Annotated in this window: 21 protein-coding genes and 1 pseudogene; 10 read left to right on the top strand and 12 right to left on the bottom strand. The window is 60.6% G+C overall.

The window, feature by feature from the left end; translation table 11 throughout:
- Window positions 1-7 precede the first annotated feature (7 nt).
- The 8 genes from glpD to CKW32_RS02270 all read left to right on the top strand — a co-directional run bounded on the left by glpD (window position 8) and on the right by CKW32_RS02270 (window position 8,873).
- Window positions 8-1,546, top strand: a complete 1,539-nt coding sequence (gene glpD / locus CKW32_RS02305; RefSeq protein ID WP_095183948.1) for a glycerol-3-phosphate dehydrogenase — start codon at window positions 8-10, stop codon at window positions 1,544-1,546.
- Between the two features lie 314 nt (window positions 1,547-1,860).
- On the top strand, window positions 1,861-2,787 hold the full coding sequence (locus CKW32_RS02300) for a glutamate/aspartate ABC transporter substrate-binding protein (RefSeq protein WP_032891807.1): 927 nt from the start codon (window positions 1,861-1,863) through the stop codon (window positions 2,785-2,787).
- A gap of 193 nt (window positions 2,788-2,980) precedes the next feature.
- The gene (locus CKW32_RS02295) at window positions 2,981-3,727 is read left to right on the top strand and encodes an amino acid ABC transporter permease (protein ID WP_095183947.1); all 747 of its coding nucleotides are present in this window, start codon (window positions 2,981-2,983) and stop codon (window positions 3,725-3,727) included.
- On the top strand, window positions 3,727-4,398 hold the full coding sequence (locus tag CKW32_RS02290; RefSeq protein WP_032891811.1) for an amino acid ABC transporter permease: 672 nt from the start codon (window positions 3,727-3,729) through the stop codon (window positions 4,396-4,398). Before CKW32_RS02295 ends, CKW32_RS02290 begins: the two co-directional genes overlap by 1 nt.
- Window positions 4,395-5,129 (top strand): amino acid ABC transporter ATP-binding protein, encoded by a 735-nt coding sequence (locus CKW32_RS02285; protein ID WP_032891813.1) that lies wholly within the window; start codon window positions 4,395-4,397, stop codon window positions 5,127-5,129. Before CKW32_RS02290 ends, CKW32_RS02285 begins: the two co-directional genes overlap by 4 nt.
- A 170-nt stretch (window positions 5,130-5,299) precedes the next feature.
- On the top strand, window positions 5,300-7,201 hold the full coding sequence (locus CKW32_RS02280) for an ATP-binding protein (protein ID WP_032891816.1): 1,902 nt from the start codon (window positions 5,300-5,302) through the stop codon (window positions 7,199-7,201).
- Window positions 7,198-8,535, top strand: a complete 1,338-nt coding sequence (locus tag CKW32_RS02275; RefSeq protein WP_032891818.1) for a sigma-54 dependent transcriptional regulator — start codon at window positions 7,198-7,200, stop codon at window positions 8,533-8,535. The genes CKW32_RS02280 and CKW32_RS02275 overlap by 4 nt, the downstream gene beginning before the upstream one ends.
- Window positions 8,535-8,873 (top strand): GlpM family protein, encoded by a 339-nt coding sequence (locus tag CKW32_RS02270; RefSeq protein ID WP_095183946.1) that lies wholly within the window; start codon window positions 8,535-8,537, stop codon window positions 8,871-8,873. The genes CKW32_RS02275 and CKW32_RS02270 overlap by 1 nt, the downstream gene beginning before the upstream one ends.
- Window positions 8,874-8,997: 124 nt before the next feature.
- Here CKW32_RS02270 and CKW32_RS02265 read toward each other — a convergent pair whose 3' ends face one another.
- The 6 genes and pseudogenes from CKW32_RS02265 to CKW32_RS02240 all read right to left on the bottom strand — a co-directional run bounded on the left by CKW32_RS02265 (window position 8,998) and on the right by CKW32_RS02240 (window position 17,133).
- Window positions 8,998-10,395 carry a sigma-54 dependent transcriptional regulator gene (locus CKW32_RS02265; protein WP_095183945.1) on the bottom strand — a complete coding sequence of 466 codons (1,398 nt, stop codon included), beginning with the start codon at window positions 10,393-10,395 and terminating at the stop codon, window positions 8,998-9,000.
- A complete protein-coding gene (locus CKW32_RS02260; RefSeq protein ID WP_095183944.1) occupies window positions 10,385-12,154 on the bottom strand; it encodes a HAMP domain-containing sensor histidine kinase in 1,770 nt (589 codons plus the stop codon). Before CKW32_RS02260 ends, CKW32_RS02265 begins: the two co-directional genes overlap by 11 nt.
- Window positions 12,151-13,278 carry a GNAT family N-acetyltransferase gene (locus CKW32_RS02255; RefSeq protein WP_095183943.1) on the bottom strand — a complete coding sequence of 376 codons (1,128 nt, stop codon included), beginning with the start codon at window positions 13,276-13,278 and terminating at the stop codon, window positions 12,151-12,153. The genes CKW32_RS02260 and CKW32_RS02255 overlap by 4 nt, the downstream gene beginning before the upstream one ends.
- Window positions 13,279-14,220: 942 nt before the next feature.
- Window positions 14,221-15,051: pseudogene (locus CKW32_RS02250) on the bottom strand (alpha/beta hydrolase); the annotation flags it as partial.
- The gene (locus CKW32_RS02245) at window positions 15,048-16,442 is read right to left on the bottom strand and encodes an aspartate aminotransferase family protein (RefSeq protein WP_032891824.1); all 1,395 of its coding nucleotides are present in this window, start codon (window positions 16,440-16,442) and stop codon (window positions 15,048-15,050) included. The gene CKW32_RS02245 and the pseudogene CKW32_RS02250, both read right to left, overlap by 4 nt.
- On the bottom strand, window positions 16,435-17,133 hold the full coding sequence (locus CKW32_RS02240; RefSeq protein ID WP_032891825.1) for an MtnX-like HAD-IB family phosphatase: 699 nt from the start codon (window positions 17,131-17,133) through the stop codon (window positions 16,435-16,437). The genes CKW32_RS02245 and CKW32_RS02240 overlap by 8 nt, the downstream gene beginning before the upstream one ends.
- Before the next feature lie 226 nt (window positions 17,134-17,359).
- Between CKW32_RS02240 and CKW32_RS02235 the strand changes: the two genes are divergently transcribed.
- Window positions 17,360-18,115, top strand: coding sequence for a MipA/OmpV family protein (locus CKW32_RS02235; RefSeq protein ID WP_095183942.1), 756 nt, complete (start codon window positions 17,360-17,362; stop codon window positions 18,113-18,115).
- 52 nt (window positions 18,116-18,167) lie between these two features.
- Here the strand turns inward: CKW32_RS02235 and CKW32_RS02230 are convergent, their stop codons facing one another.
- The 5 genes from CKW32_RS02230 to CKW32_RS02210 all read right to left on the bottom strand — a co-directional run bounded on the left by CKW32_RS02230 (window position 18,168) and on the right by CKW32_RS02210 (window position 21,761).
- Window positions 18,168-18,560 carry an EamA family transporter gene (locus CKW32_RS02230; protein WP_032891827.1) on the bottom strand — a complete coding sequence of 131 codons (393 nt, stop codon included), beginning with the start codon at window positions 18,558-18,560 and terminating at the stop codon, window positions 18,168-18,170.
- Window positions 18,557-18,937, bottom strand: coding sequence for a transporter (locus CKW32_RS02225; protein WP_032891828.1), 381 nt, complete (start codon window positions 18,935-18,937; stop codon window positions 18,557-18,559). Before CKW32_RS02225 ends, CKW32_RS02230 begins: the two co-directional genes overlap by 4 nt.
- Window positions 18,934-19,854 carry an arginase family protein gene (locus CKW32_RS02220; RefSeq protein ID WP_095183941.1) on the bottom strand — a complete coding sequence of 307 codons (921 nt, stop codon included), beginning with the start codon at window positions 19,852-19,854 and terminating at the stop codon, window positions 18,934-18,936. The genes CKW32_RS02225 and CKW32_RS02220 overlap by 4 nt, the downstream gene beginning before the upstream one ends.
- Before the next feature lie 179 nt (window positions 19,855-20,033).
- A complete protein-coding gene (locus CKW32_RS02215; RefSeq protein ID WP_095183940.1) occupies window positions 20,034-20,687 on the bottom strand; it encodes a DsbA family oxidoreductase in 654 nt (217 codons plus the stop codon).
- Between the two features lie 54 nt (window positions 20,688-20,741).
- Window positions 20,742-21,761, bottom strand: coding sequence for an alpha/beta fold hydrolase (locus tag CKW32_RS02210; protein ID WP_032891831.1), 1,020 nt, complete (start codon window positions 21,759-21,761; stop codon window positions 20,742-20,744).
- 182 nt (window positions 21,762-21,943) lie between these two features.
- Between CKW32_RS02210 and metR the strand changes: the two genes are divergently transcribed.
- A complete protein-coding gene (metR, locus tag CKW32_RS02205) occupies window positions 21,944-22,861 on the top strand; it encodes a transcriptional regulator MetR (protein ID WP_032891832.1) in 918 nt (305 codons plus the stop codon).
- A 116-nt stretch (window positions 22,862-22,977) separates the two neighbouring features.
- On the opposite strand, the gene CKW32_RS02200 is transcribed toward metR, so the two are convergent.
- On the bottom strand, window positions 22,978-23,484 hold the full coding sequence (locus CKW32_RS02200; protein WP_032891836.1) for a GNAT family N-acetyltransferase: 507 nt from the start codon (window positions 23,482-23,484) through the stop codon (window positions 22,978-22,980).
- Between the last annotated feature and the right edge of the window lie 12 nt (window positions 23,485-23,496).

Below are 23,496 nucleotides of genomic sequence, written 5' to 3'. Positions count from 1 at the left end.
CCAGCCGATGAACCCTTCCACCTTGCCTGCATCACCGCTTGCCGAAGTCTATGACGTTGCCGTAATCGGTGGCGGGATCAACGGCGTCGGCATTGCAGCAGACGCAGCCGGTCGCGGTTTGTCAGTATTCCTTTGCGAAAAGGACGACCTGGCCAGCCACACCTCCTCCGCCAGCAGCAAGCTGATCCACGGCGGCCTGCGCTACCTCGAACATTACGAGTTCCGCTTGGTGCGTGAAGCATTGGCCGAACGCGAAGTGCTGCTGGCCAAGGCCCCGCACATCGTCAAGCAGATGCGCTTTGTATTGCCGCACCGCCCGCACCTACGCCCGGCGTGGATGATCCGCGCAGGTCTGTTCCTGTATGACCACTTGGGCAAACGCGAAAAGCTCGCCGGCTCCAAAAGCCTCAAGTTTGGCGCTGACAGCCCGCTGAAAAGCGAAATCACCAAGGGTTTCGAATACTCCGACTGCTGGGTCGATGACGCCCGCCTGGTGGTGCTCAACGCCATGGCCGCTCGCGAAAAAGGCGCGCACATTCACACCCAGACCCGCTGCATCAGCGCGCACCGCAGCAACGGTATGTGGGATATGAACATGGAACGCGCCGACGGCAGCCTGTTCTCGATCCGCGCCCGCGCTTTGGTGAATGCCGCCGGCCCGTGGGTCGCCAAGTTCATCAAGGAAGACCTGAAGCTGGATTCGCCCTACGGCATCCGCTTAATCCAGGGCAGCCACCTGATCGTGCCGAAACTGTACGAAGGCGCCCACGCGCACATCCTGCAGAACGAAGATCAGCGCATCGTCTTCACTATTCCGTACCTGAACCACCTGACCATCATCGGCACCACCGACCGCGAATACACCGGCGATCCGGCGAAAGTGGCGATCACCGAAGGTGAAACCGACTACATGCTCAACGTGGTAAACGCGCACTTCAAGAAACAACTGAGCCGCGATGACATCGTCCACACCTACTCCGGCGTACGACCGCTGTGCAACGACGAGTCGGATAACCCATCGGCGATCACCCGCGATTACACCCTGTCGGTGTCGGGCGGCGCAGGCGAGGCACCGATTCTGTCGGTGTTCGGCGGCAAGCTGACCACCTATCGCAAGCTCGCCGAGTCGGCGATGGCGCAATTGGCCCCGTATTTCACCCAAATGCGCCCAAGCTGGACCGCCAAGGCCAGCCTGCCGGGTGGCGAAGACATGACCTCACCAGAAGCCCTGGCCGAAGCCATTCGCCACAAATTCGACTGGGTGCCGAGCGAGATCGCACGCCGTTGGTCCACCACCTATGGCAGCCGCACATGGCGCCTGCTGGAAGGCGTGCAATCGCTGGCCGACCTGGGCGACCACTTGGGTGGTGGCCTGTATACCCGAGAAGTCGACTACCTGTGCGCCGAAGAATGGGTGACCCAACCTCAGGACGTGCTGTGGCGCCGTACCAAGCTTGGCCTGTTCACCACACCGGAAGAACAGGACAACCTGCAACGTTACCTGTCCCAAGTTGAGCAGAACCGCAGCAAGACTCAGGCGGCCTGACAGACTCTTCATACAAATGCCCCTGCGCCGCGAGGCCCAGGGGCTTTTTTATGCGCGCCAAGTCATTCGGTTTTCCGAACGCAACACTGCAAGCTATTCGGTTTGCCGGACCGTACAGTTACATACTTATCGTCACACAAAGTTAATCATCATATAAATCATACGGTTAGCCATTTAACCCTGGCCTGGCACGACTCATGCTCTACACTCTTGGACGATTGCCTGGGACGCCTCAGGAGCCGTCACGGGCATTCGCTGTACAAGAGAGCCGTCTAACTGGCTTCATAAAAAAAACAAATGTCGAGGAAGTATTGATGCGCATCGTTCCCCATATCCTGGGCGCAGCTATCGCTGCTGCTCTGATCAGCACTCCAGTTTTTGCCGCCGAACTCACCGGCACACTGAAGAAAATCAACGACTCCGGCACCATCACCCTCGCGCACCGCGACAGCTCCATTCCGTTTTCCTACATCGCGGATGGTTCGGGCAAACCGGTTGGCTACTCCCACGACATCCAAGTAGCTGTCGTCGAGCAACTGAAAAAAGACCTGAACAAGCCCGACCTGAAGACCAAGTACAACCTGGTCACCTCGCAAACTCGTATTCCGCTGATCCAGAACGGCACTGCGGACCTTGAGTGCGGCTCCACCACCAACAATGCCGAGCGCGCTCAGCAAGTCGACTTCACCGTCAACATCTTCGAAATCGGCACCCGCCTACTGGTCAAGAAAGACAAGGACGGCAAGCCGTCTTACGCCGACTTTGCCGACCTGAAAGGCAAGAACGTCGTGACCACCGCTGGCACCACGTCCGAGCGCATCATCAAAGCGATGAACGCCGACAAGCAGATGGGCATGAACGTCATCTCCGCCAAAGACCACGGCGAATCCTTCCAAATGCTCGAAAGCGGCCGCGCCGTTGCGTTCATGATGGATGACGCCCTGCTGGCCGGCGAAGAAGCCAAGGCCAAGAAGCCGGATGATTGGGTAATCACCGGTACTCCACAGTCCTTCGAAGCCTACGCCTGCATGGTTCGCAAAGGCGATCCAGACTTCAAGAAAGCCGTAGATGGCGCCATCACCGCCCTGTACAAATCCGGTGAAATCAACAAGATCTACAGCAAATGGTTCGAGAGCCCGATTCCACCTAAAGGCCTGAACCTGAACTTCCCAATGAGTGACAAGGTTAAAGAGCTGATCGCCAACCCAAGCGACAAGCCAGCGCCTGACGTAAAAATCTGACACTGATCTAACCTTATCTCCTGAGGGAGCAACCCTCCCTCAGGCGTCTGTAATTACCTGCTGGATTTAACTTGGAACACTCGACCTGGCGGTTTTCGAGCCGATCGTGTGTGCCTGGCGTTCATCGCCAGGAGGGAATGGATTTTCCCCAAGCGGGTGCTTGTACATCGATCGATCTCGAGGGGAGACCCTAATGAATTACAACTGGGACTGGGGCGTGTTCTTCAAGTCCACCGGCGTGGGCAGCGAGACTTATCTCGACTGGTACATCGCCGGCTTGGGCTGGACCATTGCCATCGCTGTCGTGGCATGGATTATCGCCTTGCTGCTGGGCTCCATTCTGGGGGTCATGCGCACTGTGCCAAACCGCCTCGTATCGGGCATCGCGACCTGCTACGTGGAACTGTTTCGTAACGTGCCGCTGCTGGTTCAGCTGTTCATCTGGTATTTCCTGATACCCGACCTGCTGCCGCAAAACCTGCAGGACTGGTACAAACAAGACCTGAACCCGACCACCTCGGCCTACCTGAGCGTCGTCGTATGCCTTGGCCTGTTCACCGCCGCCCGCGTGTGTGAGCAAGTGCGCACCGGCATCCAGGCGTTACCACGTGGCCAGGAATCCGCTGCGCGCGCCATGGGCTTCAAGCTGCCGCAGATCTACTGGAGCGTGCTGCTGCCGCAGGCCTACCGCATCATCATTCCGCCGCTTACCTCGGAATTCCTCAACGTGTTCAAGAACTCCTCCGTGGCGTCCTTGATCGGCTTGATGGAACTGCTGGCACAAACCAAGCAGACCGCCGAGTTCTCGGCCAACCTGTTTGAAGCCTTCACCCTGGCCACGCTGATCTACTTCACCCTGAACATGAGCCTGATGCTGCTGATGCGCGTGGTCGAGAAGAAAGTCGCAGTGCCCGGCCTGATCTCCGTGGGGGGTAAATAATGGAACTCGATTTCAGCGGCATCATCCCCGCGATCCCAGGCCTGTGGAACGGCATGGTCATGACCTTGCAGTTGATGGTCATGGGCGTGATCGGCGGTATCGCCCTGGGCACGATCCTGGCGCTGATGCGCCTGTCGTCCAGCAAACTGCTGTCGCGCCTGGCCGGCGCCTATGTGAACTATTTCCGTTCGATCCCGTTGCTGTTGGTGATCACCTGGTTCTACTTGGCCGTACCGTTCGTACTGCGCTGGATCACCGGCGAAGACACCCCCATCGGAGCGTTCACCTCCTGCGTCGTGGCCTTCATGATGTTCGAAGCCGCGTATTTCTGTGAGATCGTGCGGGCCGGCGTGCAGTCGATTCCCAAGGGCCAGATGGGCGCAGCGCAAGCGATGGGCATGACCTATGGCCAGACCATGCGTCTGATTATCCTGCCCCAGGCGTTCCGCAAGATGACCCCGTTGCTGCTGCAACAGAGCATCATCCTGTTCCAGGACACCTCGCTGGTCTACACCGTGGGCCTGGTGGACTTCCTCAACTCCGCCCGCTCCAACGGCGACATCATCGGCCGCTCCAATGAGTTCCTGATCTTTGCCGGTGTCGTCTACTTCATCATCAGCTTTTCCGCCTCGCTGCTGGTCAAGCGTCTGCAAAAAAGGTTTGCCGTATGATCTCTATCAAGAACATCAACAAGTGGTATGGCGACTTCCAGGTGCTGACCGATTGCAGCACCGAGGTCAAAAAAGGCGAAGTGATCGTGGTGTGCGGGCCTTCGGGCTCGGGTAAATCCACCCTGATCAAATGCGTCAACGCGCTGGAACCGTTCCAGAAAGGCGACATCGAGGTCGACGGCACCTCCATCGCCGACCCGAAGACCAACCTGCCGAAACTGCGCTCGCGCGTGGGCATGGTGTTCCAGCACTTCGAACTGTTCCCGCACCTGACCATCACCGAAAACCTGACCATCGCACAGATCAAAGTGCTCGGCCGCAGCAAGGAAGAGGCGACCAAGAAAGGCCTGCAACTGCTGGAGCGCGTCGGCCTGTCGGCGCACGCCCACAAGCACCCAGGCCAACTCTCTGGCGGCCAACAACAACGTGTGGCGATTGCCCGCGCCCTGGCCATGGACCCGATCGTCATGCTGTTCGACGAACCGACCTCGGCCCTGGACCCGGAAATGGTCAACGAAGTGCTGGACGTGATGGTGCAATTGGCCCAGGAAGGCATGACCATGATGTGCGTAACCCACGAAATGGGCTTTGCCCGTAAAGTGGCCGACCGCGTGATCTTCATGGACGCCGGCAAGATCATCGAAGACTGCCCGAAAGAAGAATTCTTCGGCGACATCAGCGCCCGCTCCGAGCGTGCGCAGCACTTCCTTGAGAAAATCCTGCAGCACTAAGCACTACATAGCTCCTGCTGTAGAAACCGGGCCAATGTGGGAGGGGGCTTGCCCCCGATAGTGGTGGATCAGCGATAGATATACCGACTGACACACTGCAATCGGGGGCAAGCCCCCTCCCATGCTGGACCGCACAGGCTGGCAGCTCTGGTTGACCCAAGGCATCTGTGATGAAATGCGACCCCAACCAATTTCGCGCCGCACCGCCATCACTTGCCGTGAAGCCTCGTCTGATTCGCCAACTGTTCCTGCCGCCGTTGATCGTCGCCCTGATGATCGGCTTGGGTTATATCGGCTTTTGGATCAGCGAGTACTACGGCATCCGCACCCTCAGCGACACAGGCGAACGCCAGTTGGAGCTGCATGCCCGCACCGTCGAAAGTGAACTCAGCAAATACACTTACCTGCCCAGCCTGCTGGAGCTGGAGACCAGCGTCTCGCAGCTGCTCGCCGACCCGAGCCAGGAAACCCGCAAAAACGTCAACGATTACCTCGAAGGCCTGAACCGACGCAGTCGCAGTCGGGCCATCTACGTGATGGACACCACCGGTCGGGTGCTGGCCACCAGCAACTGGCGCGATGCCGACAGTTACCAAGGTGAAGACCTCTCCTTCCGCGCCTATTTCCAGAACGCCGTGCGCGGCCAGCCCGGGCGTTTCTACGGCATCGGCAGCACCAATGGCGAACCCGGTTATTACCTGGCCCACGGGTTGGAAGAGCACGGCAAGATCATCGGCGTCGCAGTGGTCAAGGTACGCCTTGAAGCGCTGGAAGAACGTTGGCAACGTGCGCGCCTGGAAGCCTTCGTCAGCGACGAGAACGGCATCATCATCCTCTCCAGCGACCCGGCCCGCCGCCTCAAGGCCGTGCGTCCGTTGAGCAATGAAACCAAGGATCGCCTGGCCCACAGCCTGCAATATTACTGGGCCACGCTGAACGAGCTGGAACCGCTGGCCCGTGAGCGCTTGAACGAAGGCACCGAAAAACTGACCTTTCCGGCCAACAGCGAAGTGGTCAACGACGAGCACGAAGTCAGCTACCTGGCGCAAACCCGACCGCTCAACGATACACCGTGGAATTTCACCCTCCTCACTCCCCTCAATGACCTGCGCCGCGCAGCGATCAACCAAGGCATTCTGGTGGCTGTCGCATTTGGTCTGGTGGCATTCCTGCTGATTGCCTGGAATGAGCGACGCAAAGTCATCGCCACCCGCCTCGCCGCACGGGAAGCCTTGCAGGAAGCCAACAGCCAGTTGGAGCGTCGGATTGCCGAACGCACCGCCGACCTGCGCGCCAGCAACGAACGGCTCAAAGGCCAGATCCGCGAACGACGCCAGGCCGAAGAAACCTTGCGCCGTGCCCAGGATGAGCTGGTGCAGGCCGGGAAACTGGCGGCCATCGGCCAGATGTCCACCAGCATTGCCCACGAATTGAACCAGCCGTTGGCCGCGCTGCGCACCTTGTCCGGCAACACCGTGCGCTTCCTGGAGCGCGGCGCCCTGGACACCGCCAGCGCCAACCTCAAGACCATCAACGAACTGATCGACCGCATGGGCCGCATCACTGCCAGCCTGCGCTCCTTTGCCCGGCGCGGTGACGACCAGGGCGAAGCCAACCTCGCCAAGGCGGTGGACGCCGCGTTCCAGGTACTGGGCGCGCGCCTGGACAGCCTGCCGCTGACCGTGCATCGCGACTTCGTTGCGGCCCATTTGCAGATCGACCAGACACGCCTGGAGCAGATCCTGGTCAACCTGATCGGCAACGCCCTTGACGCCATGCAGGCACAACCCGCTCCCGAGTTGTGGCTGGAAGGCAGTGTCGCCGAAGGAAAATACCGCCTGCATGTACGCGACAACGGCCACGGCATCGACGCCGAGGCGCGCAAGCATTTGTTCGAACCGTTCTTCACCACCAAGCCCGGCGAGCAAGGTCTGGGCTTGGGCCTGACCCTGTCCGCCAGCCTCGCGGCGGCCACCGGCGGCACGCTCGCCGTTGAGCATCCGGCCAGTGGTGGTACCGCTTTTGTCCTGAGCCTGCCGCTGGTAGGCGCTCAACAAGCTGAGTCGACATGAATATTGATCCTCAAGACCTCACCGTGCTGATCGTCGAAGACGACCCCCATGTGCTGCTCGGCTGCCAGCAGGCCCTCGCGCTGGAAGATATTCCCAGCGAAGGCGTGGGCAGTGCCGAAGAGGCGTTGAAGCGCATCGGCGAGAACTTCGCGGGCATCGTGATCAGCGACATTCGCCTGCCGGGCATCGACGGCCTGGAGCTGCTCACCCGCCTCAAGGCCCTGGATAAAAGCCTGCCGGTGGTGCTGATCACCGGGCACGGCGATATCTCCATGGCCGTCGGCGCCATGCGCAATGGCGCTTACGATTTCATGGAGAAGCCCTTCTCTCCCGAACGCCTGGTGGATGTCGCTCGTCGTGCCCTTGAGCAACGCGCACTGGCGCGGGAAGTCTGGTCGCTGCGCCGTCAGTTGGCCGAGCGTGACTCCCTGGAAGGCCGCATCATCGGCCGCTCCCCCGCCATGCAGAACCTGCGCGAGCTGATCGCCAACGTCGCCGACACCTCAGCCAACGTGCTGATCGAAGGCGAGACCGGCACGGGTAAAGAACTGGTCGCCCGCTGCCTGCATGATTTCAGCCGGCGCCACTCGCACCAGTTCGTCGCCCTCAACTGCGGCGGTCTGCCGGAGAACCTGTTCGAAAGCGAGATTTTCGGCCACGAAGCCAACGCATTTACCGGCGCCGGCAAGCGGCGCATCGGCAAGATCGAGCACGCCCACGAAGGCACGCTGTTTCTCGATGAAGTAGAAAGCATGCCGATCAACCTGCAGATCAAATTGCTGCGGGTGTTGCAGGAACGTACTCTGGAACGCCTGGGTTCGAACCAGAGCGTGGCCGTGGATTGCCGCGTGATCGCCGCCACCAAGTCCGACCTCGACGAACTGAGCCGCGCCAGCCAGTTCCGCAGTGACCTGTACTACCGCCTCAACGTGGTCACGTTGGAACTGCCGCCGTTGCGCGAGCGCCGCGAAGACATCCTGCAACTGTTCGAACACTTCCTGCAGCAGTCATCCCTGCGCTTCGACCGCACCGCGCCGGAGTTGGACAACCAGACCCTGTCCAGCCTGATGAGCCATGACTGGCCCGGCAACGTGCGTGAGCTGCGCAACGTCGCCGAACGTTTCGCCCTCGGCCTGCCCGCCTTCAAAAAAAGCGGCGCCAGCAGTGGCAGCCACGGCCTGGCGTTTACCGAAGCGGTGGAAGCCTTTGAGCGCAACCTGCTCAGCGACGCCCTGCAACGCAGCGGCGGCAACCTGACCCAGGCCAGCCAGGAACTGGGGATGGCCAAGACCACCCTCTTCGACAAGGTCAAGAAATACGGGTTGAGCCACTGATGGATCTATTCTTGAAAGCCGCCCTCGGCGCGGCGGTGGTACTGATATTGGCCGCATTGGCCAAGACCAAAAACTATTACATCGCGGGGCTGGTACCGCTGTTTCCGACCTTTGCGCTGATCGCCCATTACATCGTCGGCAAGGGCCGTTCGGTAGACGATTTGAAGACCACGATCCTGTTTGGGATGTGGTCGATCATTCCGTACTTTGTGTATCTGGCGACGTTGTATGTGATGGTTGACCGCATGCGGCTGGAGGCCTCTTTAGCCGTAGCCGCGGTAGCGTGGCTGATCGCCGCGACGATCCTGGTGAGTATCTGGGTACGCCTCCATACCTGACCCGACTCGGTCAAAAAATGTGGGAGGGGGCTTGCCCCCGATTGCGGTGTGTCAGTCAGCTCATCTTTAACTGATCCACCGCTATCGGGGGCAAGCCCCCTCCCACATTTTTAATCGAGGTGTGTCAGCGGACTATCTTGTCGACCTGGATGCCCAGCTTCTTCAGGCGATACCAGAAACTGCGCTCAGAGATCCCGATCTTCGCCGCCGCCGCAGCCTGCACGCCATTACTCTCCTGCAACGCCGCCAGTATGTAGGCCTTCTCCACCTCCGCCAGCGCCGCATCCAAGTCCTGAGGAATCCCTGGCCCGTCGCTGAGAATCGTCGTCACGCCCAGCTCGCTCGGCTTCGACGCAAACAGGTAACCCGGCAGGTCGATATCTTCGATGACCGGCGAGGCCGCTACAATCGTTGCGCGTTCCACACAATTTTGCAGCTCGCGGATATTGCCGGGCCAGTGATACGCGGCCATCGCCTGCAATGCTTCGGGGCTGAAGCCGGTGATGCGTTTGCCCGCAGTGGCGCTGAGGGTCTGGGCGAAGTGGCGGGCCAGGGGCGCGATGTCTTCGACGCGCTCGCGAAGGGCCGGCAAAGGGATCGGGAACACGTTGAGGCGGTAATACAGGTCTTCGCGAAACTCCTTGTTGGCCACCGCTTCCAACAGGTTCTTGTTGGTGGCCGCGATCACTCGCACATCCACCTTGCGCTCGCGGGGATCGCCCACCGGCTCGATGACCCGCTCCTGCAATGCACGCAGGATCTTGGCCTGCAACGCCAGAGGCATATCGCCGACTTCATCAAGGAAGAGCGTGCCTTTGTCGGCCTGCATAAAACGCCCTACCCGGTCCCCTACCGCGCCAGTGAAGGCGCCTTTGCGGTGGCCGAACATCTCGCTTTCCAGCAGCCCTTCCGGGATTGCGGCGCAGTTGACCGCCACGAAGGGTTTGTCGGCACGGCTGCCGTGTTTGTGGATGGCACGGGCGACCATTTCCTTGCCGGTGCCGCTTTCGCCGGTCAGCAGGACAGTGGCGCTGCTGTCACGCACCGATTCCACCGCTTGCAACACCGTGCGAAACGCCGGGCTGTCACCCACCAGGCTGTCGAACTGGGCATGCTCATCCAGCTCGGCGCGCAGGCGTGCGTTGTCGCGCATGATGTCGCGAAACTGCAAGGCTTTGCTGACAGTGATGTCCAGCTCGTCGATATCGAACGGCTTGGCGATGTAGTCATAGGCGCCGTTGCGCATCGACTGCACGGCGTTTTTCACCGTGCTGTAGGCGGTCATCACAATCACCGGCACATGGGGGTAGCGCACCTTGATCTCCGCCAGCAGCGCCGGCCCGTCCATACCTGGCATGCGCCAGTCACTGATCACCAGGTCGATGTCTTCCTGCTCCAGCACCTTGAGCGCGTGCAGACCGTTACCGGCGATAAATACCTGGATGCCGTTCTGACTCAGGGCCGACGCCAGCAGATCACAGAGCTTGGGTTCGTCGTCGACCACTAGAATGTTATGCGTCATGACTGTCCTCGTCGTCTTCGCCCATCGCCGGAATGTACAGGCTGAAGGTGGCGCCGGCATCTTTCTCGCTGGCGCATTCGATGCTGCCATCGTGACTTTCCATGATCGAATAGACCTTGGCCAGACCCAAGCCAGTACCCGAGGCCTTGGTGGTGACGAAGGGCGTAAAGATGCGCTCGACCATCTCTGCCGGAATGCCCTGGCCGGTGTCAGCAATGCTGATAACGGTGTTGTCGCCTACCGTGCGAATCCCCACGGTCAGACGCCCGCCTTCGGGCATCGCGTCGATGGCGTTGAGAATCAGATTGAGGCACGCCTGTTTGAGCTGCTTGGCATCCGCGTAAATAGTCGCGCCCGGTGCCTGGTCGTCGATCTGCGCATCGATGTTGTGAGTAGCCAGTTCCGGGGCGCAGAAACCGAAGATTTCCTCCACCAGCGGACGTGCCGGCTGCACCACACGTAGCGGCGGATTGGGCTTGGCGAAATCGAGGAACTCGGTGATCAGGTCGTTGATGCGGCTGACTTCACTGATCACGTACTCCAGGTGGCGCTTATCGGTGTCCGCCAGGTCGGCGCGGCGGTGCAGCAACTGGGTAGCGGTCTTGATGATGCCCAGGGGGTTGCGGATCTCGTGGGCCAGGCCCATGGCGACTTCGCCCAGTGCATGCAGGCGATCGCGGCGGCGCAACTGGGCTTCGAGGTGATGCAACTCGCCCAGGCGCTCGGTCATATGGTTGAAGGTGCTGCTCAATTGCGCCAGCTCATCGCCGCCGCTGACCGCTACGCGATGGGTGTAATTGCCGGAAATCACCGCACTCACGCCTTGGGACAAGTCTCGCAGCGGCCGGGTCAAGCGCCGCGACACCAACACCCCCGCCGCCAATGACAGCGCCGAGCTGACCAGGAATATCAAGACGAACAGATTGCTCTGGTTGACCAGCCCCACCAGGCTGCTATGGCGCAGCAGGCCGCTGAAAATCACGCCCTGCAAATCGCCCGCGTCGTTGAAGATCGGCCAGTACAAACCGCTGTAGTTATTGGTGAATTGCTCGCTGGGCTGTTTGGTGCTGCGCATAGCCGCTTCGACATTTTTGGGGATGCGCGACGGGTGATCCTCGAAGCGCTGGGTCGAGAAAATTTCCGAGAAGCCCTCGGGGTTGGCCAGGTACAGGCGCAGGTCAAGGGAGTGCACATCGGCCACGCTGGTGAGGAAACTGCTGTCCAGGTAAGTGGCCACCAGCAACTGGTAGTCGACGCCGTCCCGGGAAGTGTCGAACGTAGAGACCACAATGCCCGTGCTCACGCCCGCCACCTGCACCGTCTGCAACACCGCGTTGCTGGTCAGGCTGATCTGCTTGACGATGTCGTCGGAGGCGGTGCTGAACACCGTTTTGTGGTCACTGACGCGAATCAACGCGACCACGTCAATGTCCGTGGCATCGGCGATGTCGGCCGTCAGCCGGTCGTGCCGGGCAGCTTGCCGGTTCTCCGGCGGGCTGGTGTAGCGCAGGAACAATTTGGCCATGCGCGCGTTGTCATGAAGGATGTCGCCGATCTCGTCCTTGACGATCTTGGTCGACTCCTGCAGCCAGATCCGCACGTTGCTGTCGAAAATCTGCGACAGCGTGGTGGCGGCCAACTCCGCCGCGATCATGGTCGGAATCACGCTGACCAACCAGAACGCCAGCACCAGCTTGCGCTGGACACTCCAGCGCGAAATGGCAAAGGGACGGGCTTTCTGGCGGGTCTTGGTGATCATCGGGTTTCGCTTATCGCAGCAGCCATGGCAGGGTCGGAACGGTCCGGTCGAATAAACAGTTTTACAAGCTTGAGCAGGCCATTGACCAGCCGGTTGCGGTGGCGGAAAAACACACTGTTGCCCTGGAACTCGCAGCCCAGGCGCAGCTTACTGGCATACCCGGCCTGCCCGCACTCGTACATCGCAATATTGTGCTCAATACAATAGTCGACGTTGGTCAGCCAGCTACGGAAATACAGGTTGTAGTCGCGGGTGAAGTTCACGTCATGCCCGAAGAACTTGTCCACCAGCCGATGCTCATCCACCAGCATCAGGTTGAACGCCACCAACTGCTCGTCCACCCAGTAAAGCGCACACACCGCGCGTGACTCAAGGCGTTCAAGCACACCGGTGAAGTAGCCCGCAGGCAGGCGTTCGAACTGCAGCTCGGCTCGGGTGAGTGTGGCTTCGTAAAGGCGCATGACCTCAGGCAGTACATCGTCGATGTTGCGCCGCCACTCCACCCGTGGCCCCGGTGCGCGCAGTTTGCGACGCAGATCCTTGCGCGTGGATTTGCCCAGAGAGCCCAGGTAGGCGTCCACTGAACCGTAGGGCAACGGCAACACACCGGTGGGCAGGCTCGGCATGGTCTGGAAACCGGCGGCGCGACAACTGTCGGCCCAGTGCGGATCGTTGCTCGGCGCGTCCTTGACCGCCACCAGGCCGATACCGAAGTCATCGGCGTCGTGGCGTGCGGCGTCCAGCACATGCTTGAGCAACAACGGGCGGCGCGACTCGGGGACGTGGGTGGCAAATCCGGCATCACAGCGCTCGGCCACCGGCGAGCCGATGGCATAGAGGCCCAATGTCAAAACCCCCGGCCACCGTCGCTCAAGGCGTTCGGTGAAACGCTTGCCGACGCCTGAAATCGTGGTGTCGAGGCGGTAATGGGTGATGAACGCGGGTGCGACTGCCACCAGGGTTCCGTCTTCGTAGACCGCAAGGTAGCGCCACTGGAAATCATCGAGGGCCGCGTTTTCCACGGCGACGTAATAGTCCCAGTCTTCCAGGGCACCGGGGAAGCAATCGTTCCACGCACTGCGCTGGAGGGCCCGGATGGTGGGGAAGGCTTGGGTGGTAATCACATCGTTTCCATATTCAGGGCCTGGGGCCGGCGATTTTTTGTGGTGAATGGGGCTATCTGTGATGAAAGATTTTTTGTAGTGAATGGTACTTTTTGTGGTGAGCGGCACCTTTTGTGGTGAGCGGTACTTTTTGTGGTGAATGGCACCTTTTGTGGTGAGCGGGCTTGCCCCGCGCTGGGCTGCGAAGCAGCCCCACTCCAGGCAACGAGTTTCTCCAGCTAGACCGCAATGGCAGGTTTTGGGGCGGCTTCGCCACCCAGCGCAGGGCAAGCCTGCTCACCACTAGAGCCCTGCACACCACAACACTCTGGAGGGTCCGGAGGGTGGGTAAGCCTTGGGTGGTGATCACATCGTTTCCATATTCAGGGCCTGGGGCCGGCGATTTTTTGAGGTGAATGGGCCTATCTGTGATGAACGGTTTTTTGTAGTGAATGGTACTTTTTGTGGTGAATGGCACCTTTTGTAGTGGGCGGTACTTTTTGTGGTGAATGGCACCTTTTGTGGTGAGCGGTACTTTTTTGTGGTGAATGGTACTTTTTGTGGTGAGCGGGCTTGCCCCGCGCTGGGCTGCGAAGCAGCCCCACTCCAGGCAACGAGTTTCTCCAGCTAGACCGCAATGGCAGGTTTTGGGGCGGCTTCGCCCCCCAGCGCAGGGCAAGCCTGCTCACGACTGGAACCCTGCACATCACAACCCCTCTGCTCACCACTACAGCCCTGCACACCAAAACATCCCTGCTCATCACTACAGCCCTGCACACCAAAACCCCTCTGCTCACCACCACAGCCCTGCACACCAAACCCCCTCTGCTCACCACTACAGCCCTGCCCACCACAAAACCCCTGCTCACCACCACAGCCCTGCACACCAAACCCCCTCTGCTCACCACTACAGCCCTGCCCACCACAAAACCCCTGCTCAGCAAACACTGAGCCGGAGCCCGCTGCGGATGTATGCCGCTCGATGAACGCAGCACTCAACTCAATCACCCGCCGGTATTGCAGGTCGACGGTGATCATGTGGTAGCAGTTATCCAGCAGAATCTTGGTCACTGGGCCGCCAAGGTGGCGCTCTACATAGTCGGCGTTCCAGCGGCTGGTGATGTCGTCCTCGATGGAGTGCAGCACCAGCGCCGGCACGTTGATCCGGGGCATGCGTTTTTTGACCACTGCGTTCATCCAGTGCAACTCGCGCACGGTGACGCCTTCCATGGTCAACAACCCCGCTTCGCTGCTCTCGCCCTCTTTCATCTGGCGTTCAACAATCGCCCGCAGGCGCTCATTCTTGATGCCGTAGGGCGGTTTCTCAGTGAAGCGAAACAGACGCACACCAAAGGGAATCCGGATCAGCAACGGCGTGATGAACGCCATTTTGTTGATGCTCCAACCGTCGTACTTCAAGGTGGTCGAGTACATCAGCAGCCCGGCGACCTGCCCCGGGTGTTCCGAGGCCACGTACATCGACATCACCGCGCCCATGGACAAACCGCCAACGAACACCTGTGCGTGGCGCCGCTTGATCTGTACGAAGGTCTTGCGCACGCCTTCATACCAGTCGCGCCAGCCGGTGGCCTGCAGGTCGCTGTTATCGCCGCAGTGCCCCGCCAGCGTCGGCACGTACACCGTGCAATTGCCGGCCTTGGCCAGGCCTTTAGCGACCTGGCGCAATTCAGTCGGAGTGCCGGTCAGGCCGTGGATCAACAGGATCCCGACCGGACCATCACCGAGAACGAATCCGGCATCACCTTCACCGAGGTCGATCTCTGCACTGTTCACCGATTGGTCGCTCGCACCAGCAACTGCTCAAGCAGCTTCAGGCCCAGTTCGATTTCCGGGTAGCTGATTTCCAGGGACGGTGCCAGGGTGATCACGTTTTTGTAGTAACCGCCCACGTCGAGGATCAGGCCGAGTTTCTGGCCATCCACCACCATGTCGCCCTTCATGCCTTCTTCGACCATGTAGTCCAGGGTCGCCTTGTCCGGGGTGAAGCCATCCGGTCCGCAGATTTCGCAGCGCAGCGCCAGGCCCAGACCGTCGACGTCGCCGATGATCGGGAAACGTTTCTGCAGGTCCTGCAGGCCTTCGAGGAAGAACTTGCCCTTGGCCATGACCATCGCGCCGTAGTCGACTTCGTTGGTCATCTTGAACATCTCCAGGCCCACCGCCGTGCCCAACGGGTTGGAGGCGAAAGTGGAGTGGGTGGAACCCGGCGGGAAGATCTTCGGGTTGATCAACTCTTCACGGGCCCAGATACCGCCCAGTGGGTTGAGGCCGTTGGTCAGCGCCTTGCCGAACACGATCACATCCGGCTGCACGTCGAAGTGTTCGATCGACCACAACTTGCCGGTGCGGTAGAAGCCCATCTGGATTTCATCGGACACCATCAAGATGCCGTGCTGGTCCAGCACGTGTTTGAGTTCGCGGTAGAAGTTCATCGGCGGGATCACGTAGCCGCCGGTGCCCTGGATCGGCTCGACGTAGAACGCGGCGTATTCACTCTGGCCGACTTTCGGGTCCCACACGCCGTTGTATTCGGTCTCGAACAGGCGGGCAAATTGCTGCACGCAGTGGCTGCCGTACTCTTCCTTGGTCATCCCTTTGGGGCCCCGGAAGTGGTACGGGAACGGGATGAACTGCGCGCGTTCACCGAAGTGGCCGTAGCGGCGGCGGTAGCGGTAGCTGGAGGTGATCGACGAGGCGCCGAGGGTACGCCCGTGGTAGCCGCCTTCGAAGGCGAACATCAAGCTTTTGCCGTTGGTGGCGTTACGCACCACTTTCAGGGAGTCTTCGATCGACTGCGAGCCGCCGACGTTGAAGTGCACGCGACCGTCGAGGCCGAATTTCTTCTTGGCGTCCACCGCGATCATTTCCGACAGCTCGATCTTGCCCTTGTGCAGGTACTGGCTGGCGATTTGCGGCAGGGTGTCGATCTGCTGTTTCAGCGCATTGTTCAAGCGCGGGTTGGCGTAGCCGAAGTTGACCGCGGAGTACCACATTTGCAGGTCGAGGTAGGCCTGGTCTTCGGTGTCCCACACATAGGAGCCTTCGCAGCGGCTGAAAATACGCGGCGGTTCGATGTAGTGAACGGTGTCGCCGTAGGAGCAGTACTTGGCTTCTTTATCCAGGAGGACCTGGTCTTCGGCGGTAGCGATGCGGATATCAGACATGGTGGAAAATTTCCTGAGTGTCGGCAGTGAAGGAGGTAGCGTTGGCGGCGATGCCCTGAGGCAGTCGGGCCAGCAACGCAGGCACTTCGGCGAAGGTGTCGAAGCGCGCGTGAGGGATGTTGTTGGCCTCGCAGTACTGGGCGAGGCTGCCTTTGGCGAACACGAAGTCGGCGGTGGACGCCACGCACATGTCGGACTTGCCGTCGCCGATCACCAGCACGCGCTTGTTGCGCGGCGTGGATTTGCACTTGCAGTTGCCGGACGCGGCGCGGCAGGCATCGCTGGAATAGGGGAAATCGATGCGCCAACTGTTCTGGTCGACCTGGCGCAGGCGGTTAGCGAGGATCGGCAGCAAGGTCACGTAGTTGCGCGACAGGATCCGCGCAATGCCTTGCTCGATGCCGTCGCTGACCACCTCAATGGACGCGCCCAGGCCGATCACGTGATCGACGAAATCCGGGAAATCCGGGTCGATCTCAACGCTGTCGAAGTACGCCAGCAATTCGCTGGGGGTGGCCTTGATTAACGCCAGTTGGCGGCTCAGGCATTCGCGTGAACCGATATGCCCATCCAGCCATTGCTGCTCGATGGTTTCCCATTCGGGGCCGGCGAAGCGTTGGAGGACGTTGTCGATGACATCGGTGGGGGTGATGGTCCCGTCGAAGTCGCACACGATATGCCAATCAATCATTGTGGTTACCTTGATGGAGTGCGCTGTCTGCGCTTTCATCAGGGCTAGAGCAGGGAGTGTGCCAATTGGTTAAAGCCCCGCAGGGCTGGGGGTTTAACGGGTGTGAGCGGGGAATTTGTGTCGTCAGAGCTACAATTTTTGTAGCTTGCTACAAACAAGATGAGTGCTTGCATGGGGGCGATGGTTTGCGCGTTCATGCGCGTGTATTCACTTAGGAACTGTGACCATGTTGAGGATCACATGCGCGGCGTTCGCCGGTTTACTGAGCCTCGCCGCTCAGGCCGAAGGCATCAGCGGTGACGTCGGCGCAGGCGTCAGCTACCAACCCCACGATCCGACCGGCAGCCGCTACGAAACCCGGCCCGTGCCCTATCTCGACCTCGACTGGGGCAACGTGAGCCTGAGCACCGACGACGGGCTGAGATGGAGCGCGCTGAACACACAGGGTTTAAGTGCCGGTCCGTATATCAATTACTTGCAGGGGCGCACCTCCAACGGTTCGCTGCAGGGGATGCGCAATGCGTCGGACATGGCCGAGGTCGGGGGTTTTATCCAGTACGCGCCGGCTGACTTCTGGCGGGTTTACGCCCAGTTGGGCCAGGCCGTCGGTGGCGGGCATTCCCAGAGCGGCGCGCTGGGCAAGGTCGGCGGTGAGCTCGGTTACCCGTTGGGCGGTGGAATCATCGGCAGCAGCGGCCTGGTGGCGCATTTCGCCGATGCACGCCAGACCCAGACGTTTTTCGGGGTGGATGATAACGAAGCGGCGGCCACAGGCTTCAAGGCCTACAACGCCAGTGGCGGCTTCCAAAACGTAACCCTGAGCCAGAGTTTCCAATTCCCCCTGGCGCCCAATTGGTCACTGTTGACCAGCGCAAGTTGGGTGCACCTGGTGGGCTCGGCGGCCAACAGCAGCATCGTCAAGCAGACCGGCGACGTGAACCAGGGCCAGGTACAGACGGCGATCAGCTACACGTTCGATTGATCACTTCGGCCCCATGTGAGAGGGACTTGCCCCTCCCACATGGGGCCGCATTTCAGTTTTCTTCGCCTTCGGCCAGCAGCGCTATCCCACCGATAATCACCGCCACGCCTACCCAGTGCAGCGGGCTGATATGTTCCCCCAGCCCCAGCCACGACCCCAGCAGCACCACCACAAACACCAGTGAACTGAGCGGAAACGCCAAGGACAAACTGCTGCGCCGCAGGATCAGCATCCACACGAAAAACGCGCCGATGTAGCAGGCAATCGCTGCGAGGATCCCAGGGTTCCGCGCCACGTCGGCCAGCCACTGCCAGTTGAAATCCATTTGCCCCAGCTGGTCACCGGCGACTTTGGTAAATAACTGCCCGGCGCTCTCGGTGCAGATCAGTAAGGCCCATAGCACCACGGTGCCAAAACGCCCATGCAACCACGCGTGCGAATTCATGCCTGACTCCCTGCAATCGCCACCAGCATCACCCCCAAGGTAATCACCAGCGTGCCCAGCCAACGGCGGCGGCTGACGGTTTCGCCCAGCACCACTTTGCCCGCCAGCACCACCCCGCAATACGCCAGCGCAGCGGCTGGAAACAACAGGCTCAACGGCGCGCGGGACAAGGCTTCCAGCCAGATAAAAAACTCAATGACGTAGGCCCCGATCCCCGCCCACAGCAACGGCGCATTAAACACCTGGCCCCAGAACGCGTTCAGGCGAAAGCCACCTTCCAGCTCCGGCAAACGGTCCAGGCCGAGCTTGAAACATAACTGGCCGATCACATCGAGCACGATGGAAAACGCCACCAGCAACACCACGGTCAACGTCACGGGAACAGCTCCTCAAACAGGTCGATCAGGGCCTCATTGGTGGCGGCATTGCGCTGCAAATCCTCGGGGCTCCAACGCTCCGCTGGAGGCTGGTCAGACTTGGCTTCCCAGCGCTTGAAAGCATTGCTGAAGGCCGGTGTAGCGAACTCGCCGCACACGTCGATACCGATGATGCGCTTGCGTGCCGCCAGCGCGCGCAAGGCTTGCAGCAAGTGGGTCAGGCGCATGCCGCCCTGGTCCCAGTTAGTCGCCGCGTCTTCGCTGGCGAGCACGTCTTTGTCGACGGTAATCCAGATCGCGTCAGTGGGCAGGCTGCTGATCATCTGCTCCAGGAATGCAGCCCAATCCAGCTCAGCAAGGTTGCGCCAGTGCAGGTGGTTTTCCTGCTGTTGGTGACCGGCGCCATCGCCGACCCTGCCCCACACTTTCGACGGCGGGTGTTGCCACGGGAACAGCTGCAAATGCCCGCGCTTGAGCGCACCAAGGTTGCCGCCGCGAAGCTGCGGGTTGTGCAAATCATCGCTGCACGGGCCGAGGGTGACGATGCGTTTGATCGCTGGCATCTTCAGCGCGCGATTGACCCACGAACCGCAGTGGCGCTTGGGCGCAAAGCGCACCCAATCGGGATGGTTGTCGAAGTGGATCAGGCTGATGGGTTCTTTGAGATCGGCAAGGAATGCTGGCGTGAGGTGGTGATAATCGCCGGAGCCGACAAACAGGATTTCCGGTCGCGCATCCGTGGGCCGTGGCCGCTGGGCCAGGCGTTCGGCAAAGCGCTTCCAGGTTTTTTCGGTGGACCACAGGCGCAACTTCGGGCCCAGGTCGAGCAGGTCGATGCGCGTGGCACGGCCACTGGCCAAACGCCGGGCAATCGGTGCCTGACCGGTGAGGCTGTGGTCGAGGTCAAGAATGTTCAAGGTAATGTTTCCCCTATGGCTTTAGGGGGTCAATGCAAGGGGCGGGCCAGCGAGATATTCAGATTCACACAGAACTCATGTGGGAGGGGGCTTGCTCCCGATAGCAGTGGTTCAGTCAATACAGGTGTTGACTGACACTCAGCTATCGGGAGCAAGCCTCCTCCCACATGGGAACACGGTCAGGCTCGGGCTTCGTTGATGATCTGGCGAATCGCGCCCACAAAGGCTTCCGCCGGCTGGCCACCGCTGACGGCGTACTGGTCGTTGAACACGATGGTCGGCACCGACGTCACGCCACGGGAGGTCCACAACTGCTCTTGTTCACGGACTTCGGCGGCGTACTCGTCGGAGGCGAGAATCTCGGCGGCGCGCTTGATATCCAGGCCGACGCGCTCAGCAATAATCGCCAGGGTGGCGTGGTCGGACGGGTCTTGGCCATCGGTGAAATAGGCCTTGAACAACGCTTCCTTGAGGTTGTACTGCAAACCTTCAAGGCCAGCCCAATGCAACAGGCGGTGGGCATCGAAGGTGTTGTAGATACGGCTCTGGCCATCGGTGCGGAAAGCAAAGCCCAACTCGGCGCCCATGTCGCGGATACGCGCACGGTTGGCCTGGGACTCTTCGGCGGTCGAGCCGTATTTTTCAGTGATGTGTTCGACGATGTTCTGACCCATGGCGGGCATGTTCGGGTTCAGTTCGAACGGTTGGAAATGAATCTCGGCCTGCACCTCGGTGCCCAGTTGGTCGAGGGCCTCAGTCAGGCCGCGCAGGCCGATGATGCACCAGGGGCAGGACACGTCGCTGACGAAATCGATTTTCAGGGGAGTACTCATGGTAGGCAACCTCGTTGGCAGTCATACGCCGCAAAGGTTGCACGATACACCACCTCACAGCAGCTTCGCAGGCGCCGCCTGATCAATCTGCGCCCAATGGGCCGCGTCTTCACGATGAGCTTGCAGGTACGGCAACACGGCCGTCAGCAGCGGCGCCTTGAAGGCTTCCTGAAAACGATGGGCCATGCCGGGAATCAGCTTCAATTGGCTGCCCTGGATATGCGCCGCCAGGTGCACGCCGTGCATCACCGGCAACAACGGATCGGCGGTGCCGTGGACCACCAGGGTCGGCACGCGCAACTGGTTGAGCAACGGCACGCGACTCGGCTCAGCGAGAATCGCCATGATCTGGCGTTTCACGCCCTCCGGGTTGAAGGCGCGGTCGTAGGACAGCGCCGCCTGGTGCAGCAACGCTTGGCGATCATCCTTGATAGTCGGACTGCCCAGCGCGGCCAGCAAGTCAGCCTGTTGCTCCAAAGCGACTTCACGATTGGGCGCGCCGCGCCGTGACAACAGTTGCACCAGCGCCGCACTCGGTGCCGGCAAGCCTTCAGCGCCAGAGCTGGTCATGATCAAGGTCAGGCTCTCCACCCGCTGCGGCGCCATGGCCGCCAAGTGCTGGGCGATCATGCCGCCCATGCTCGCGCCGAGGACGTGGAACTGTTGAATCTGCAACGCGCTCATCAGCCCGAGCGCATCATCGGCCATATCGGTCAGGGTGTAAGGCGCCGCCACCGGCAAGCCGAGCTTGTAGCGCAGCACTTCAAACGTGAGATTGGCGTTGGCCGGCGCCTCGCGCCAAGTGGACAGGCCGACATCCCGGTTGTCATAGCGGATCACCCGAAAGCCTTGTTGGCAGAGGGCAACCACCACTTCGTCCGGCCAGTGGATCAACTGCCCGCCCAGGCCCATCACCAGCAGCAAGGCCGGGTCGGACGCACGGCCGATACTCTGGTAGGCGATGCTCACCTTTTCCAGGTCGACCGTTTGGGTCGGGACATTGACATCACATCGAGACGCCGCAAAAGACGGCAGGCCGAACAATAAGGCGGCCAGTAAAAGCAACACGCGCATGAAAAACACCGAAACGCAGAACCCCAGTAGAGCGCGAGTCTGATGAAGTTTGTTCAAGCGCGCTGCCACACTTCCATGACAGTTTGATGAAGAGTGCCCAGTGGTCGTGGTCGACATGCCTTGCAACATGAGACAAACTCACGCTATTCAACTTCGTCACAAATTGTCTTCATGGAGAGCACGTGCTCGAAATCCGTCACCTCAAGACCCTGCACGCCCTGCGCGAAGCCGACAGCCTGGTGGAAGCCGCTGAGCGCCTGCACCTGACGCAATCGGCGCTGTCCCACCAGTTCAAGGAGTTGGAAGAACGCCTGGGCATGCAACTGTTCGTGCGCAAGACCAAACCGCTGCGCTTCACCAGCGCCGGTCTGCGCCTGCTGCAACTGGCCGACGCCACCCTGCCCTTGCTGCGCGGCGCCGAGCGCGACATCGCACGTTTGGCCGGCGGCACCGCCGGGCGTCTGCACATGGCGATCGAGTGTCACAGTTGCTTCCAGTGGCTGATGCCAACCATCGACCAGTTCCGCGATGCCTGGCCCGAAGTCGAACTGGACCTGGCTTCAGGCTTCGCCTTCGCGCCGCTGCCGGCCCTCGCCCGCGGCGACCTCGACCTGGTGGTGACCTCCGACCCTCTGGAACTGCCGGGCATCACCTATGTGCCGCTGTTCACTTACGAAGCCATGCTCGCGGTGGCCAACCAGCACGCGCTGGCGAGCAAGTCGTTCATCGTGCCCGAAGACTTGCTTCCCGAAACCTTGATTACCTACCCGGTGGAGCGCGATCGTCTGGACATCTTCACCCGCTTCCTGGAGCCCGCCGACATCGAGCCGGCCCAGGTGCGAACCTCGGAACTGACGGTGATGATGATGCAACTGGTCGCCAGCGGCCGTGGCGTGTGCGGCATGCCCCATTGGGCGCTGCATGAATACAGCTCGCGTGGCTACGTAAAGGCCAAGCGCCTGGGTGAGAAAGGTTTGTTTGCGACGCTGTATGCGGGGATTCGTGCGGACATGCTGGATGCGCCGTATATGCGCGACTTTTTGCTGACGGCCAAGGACACGTCGTTTTCCACTTTGGACGGAGTCAGCGCGGTGCGTTGAAACCACACAGTTCCAACTGTGGGAGGGGCTTGCCCCCGATGGCGATTGCACGTTCAACATCTCTGTTGGCTGACACTCTGCTATCGGGGGCGCAAGCCACCCTCCCTCATTGGCTCTCAGTCAGCCTTGAGTTCGCGCCACATGTGGATTTTATCGAAGTAATCCACGCCTACCCGCACCGCCAGCGGCTCCAGGCCGTACTGGATAAACCCGCAACGTCGGTACAGCGCAAACGCTGCATCGTTGCCGGCGGTGACGGTCAGTTGGATGACTTTGAGGCGCGGATGTTGGCGCGCTTCATCCAGCGCCGCTTCCACCAACCGTCGGCCCAAGCCCTTCTGCTGATAAGCCTCGGTCACGTACATCCCAAACAAGGTCACTTTGTGCCGCGCCTTCTCCCGAAGCTCGAACGCCAGGCCGACGATGCCAGCCAGTTCATCCCCTGAATACGCGCCGAGCAAACGATCCTGGCGCCCGTCCAGACGCTTTTCCCACCAGCTCAACGGCATCGCTGCGCGCTCGGCCACACTGGAGGTGAATGCCTGGGGATAAGCGCCATACGCCTCCAGCATCAACGCTCGATAAGCCTCGGCGTCGTTGCCGCCCAGCGTACGGATGATCACGGTTGAGTCCTT

This window comes from Pseudomonas sp. Irchel 3H9 (genome assembly GCF_900187495.1).
In the GTDB taxonomy this organism is placed as follows: Bacteria; Pseudomonadota; Gammaproteobacteria; order Pseudomonadales; family Pseudomonadaceae; genus Aquipseudomonas; species Aquipseudomonas sivasensis.
Note: the sequence above shows the minus strand (reverse complement) of the source record. Positions and strands in the feature narration are given on the sequence as shown.

Excerpts from the sequence above, each read along its gene's own strand:
- glpD (WP_095183948.1), top strand. The coding sequence starts at position 8 with ATGAACCCTTCCACCTTGCCTGCATCACCGCTTGCCGAAGTCTATGAC.
- CKW32_RS02300 (WP_032891807.1), top strand. The coding sequence starts at position 1,861 with ATGCGCATCGTTCCCCATATCCTGGGCGCAGCTATCGCTGCTGCTCTG.
- CKW32_RS02295 (WP_095183947.1), top strand. The coding sequence starts at position 2,981 with ATGAATTACAACTGGGACTGGGGCGTGTTCTTCAAGTCCACCGGCGTG.
- CKW32_RS02290 (WP_032891811.1), top strand. The coding sequence starts at position 3,727 with ATGGAACTCGATTTCAGCGGCATCATCCCCGCGATCCCAGGCCTGTGG.
- CKW32_RS02285 (WP_032891813.1), top strand. The coding sequence starts at position 4,395 with ATGATCTCTATCAAGAACATCAACAAGTGGTATGGCGACTTCCAGGTG.
- CKW32_RS02280 (WP_032891816.1), top strand. The coding sequence starts at position 5,300 with ATGAAATGCGACCCCAACCAATTTCGCGCCGCACCGCCATCACTTGCC.
- CKW32_RS02275 (WP_032891818.1), top strand. The coding sequence starts at position 7,198 with ATGAATATTGATCCTCAAGACCTCACCGTGCTGATCGTCGAAGACGAC.
- CKW32_RS02270 (WP_095183946.1), top strand. The coding sequence starts at position 8,535 with ATGGATCTATTCTTGAAAGCCGCCCTCGGCGCGGCGGTGGTACTGATA.
- CKW32_RS02265 (WP_095183945.1), bottom strand. The coding sequence starts at position 10,395 with ATGACGCATAACATTCTAGTGGTCGACGACGAACCCAAGCTCTGTGAT.
- CKW32_RS02260 (WP_095183944.1), bottom strand. The coding sequence starts at position 12,154 with ATGATCACCAAGACCCGCCAGAAAGCCCGTCCCTTTGCCATTTCGCGC.
- CKW32_RS02245 (WP_032891824.1), bottom strand. The coding sequence starts at position 16,442 with ATGTCTGATATCCGCATCGCTACCGCCGAAGACCAGGTCCTCCTGGAT.
- CKW32_RS02240 (WP_032891825.1), bottom strand. The coding sequence starts at position 17,133 with ATGATTGATTGGCATATCGTGTGCGACTTCGACGGGACCATCACCCCC.
- CKW32_RS02235 (WP_095183942.1), top strand. The coding sequence starts at position 17,360 with ATGTTGAGGATCACATGCGCGGCGTTCGCCGGTTTACTGAGCCTCGCC.
- CKW32_RS02230 (WP_032891827.1), bottom strand. The coding sequence starts at position 18,560 with ATGAATTCGCACGCGTGGTTGCATGGGCGTTTTGGCACCGTGGTGCTA.
- CKW32_RS02215 (WP_095183940.1), bottom strand. The coding sequence starts at position 20,687 with ATGAGTACTCCCCTGAAAATCGATTTCGTCAGCGACGTGTCCTGCCCC.
- CKW32_RS02210 (WP_032891831.1), bottom strand. The coding sequence starts at position 21,761 with ATGCGCGTGTTGCTTTTACTGGCCGCCTTATTGTTCGGCCTGCCGTCT.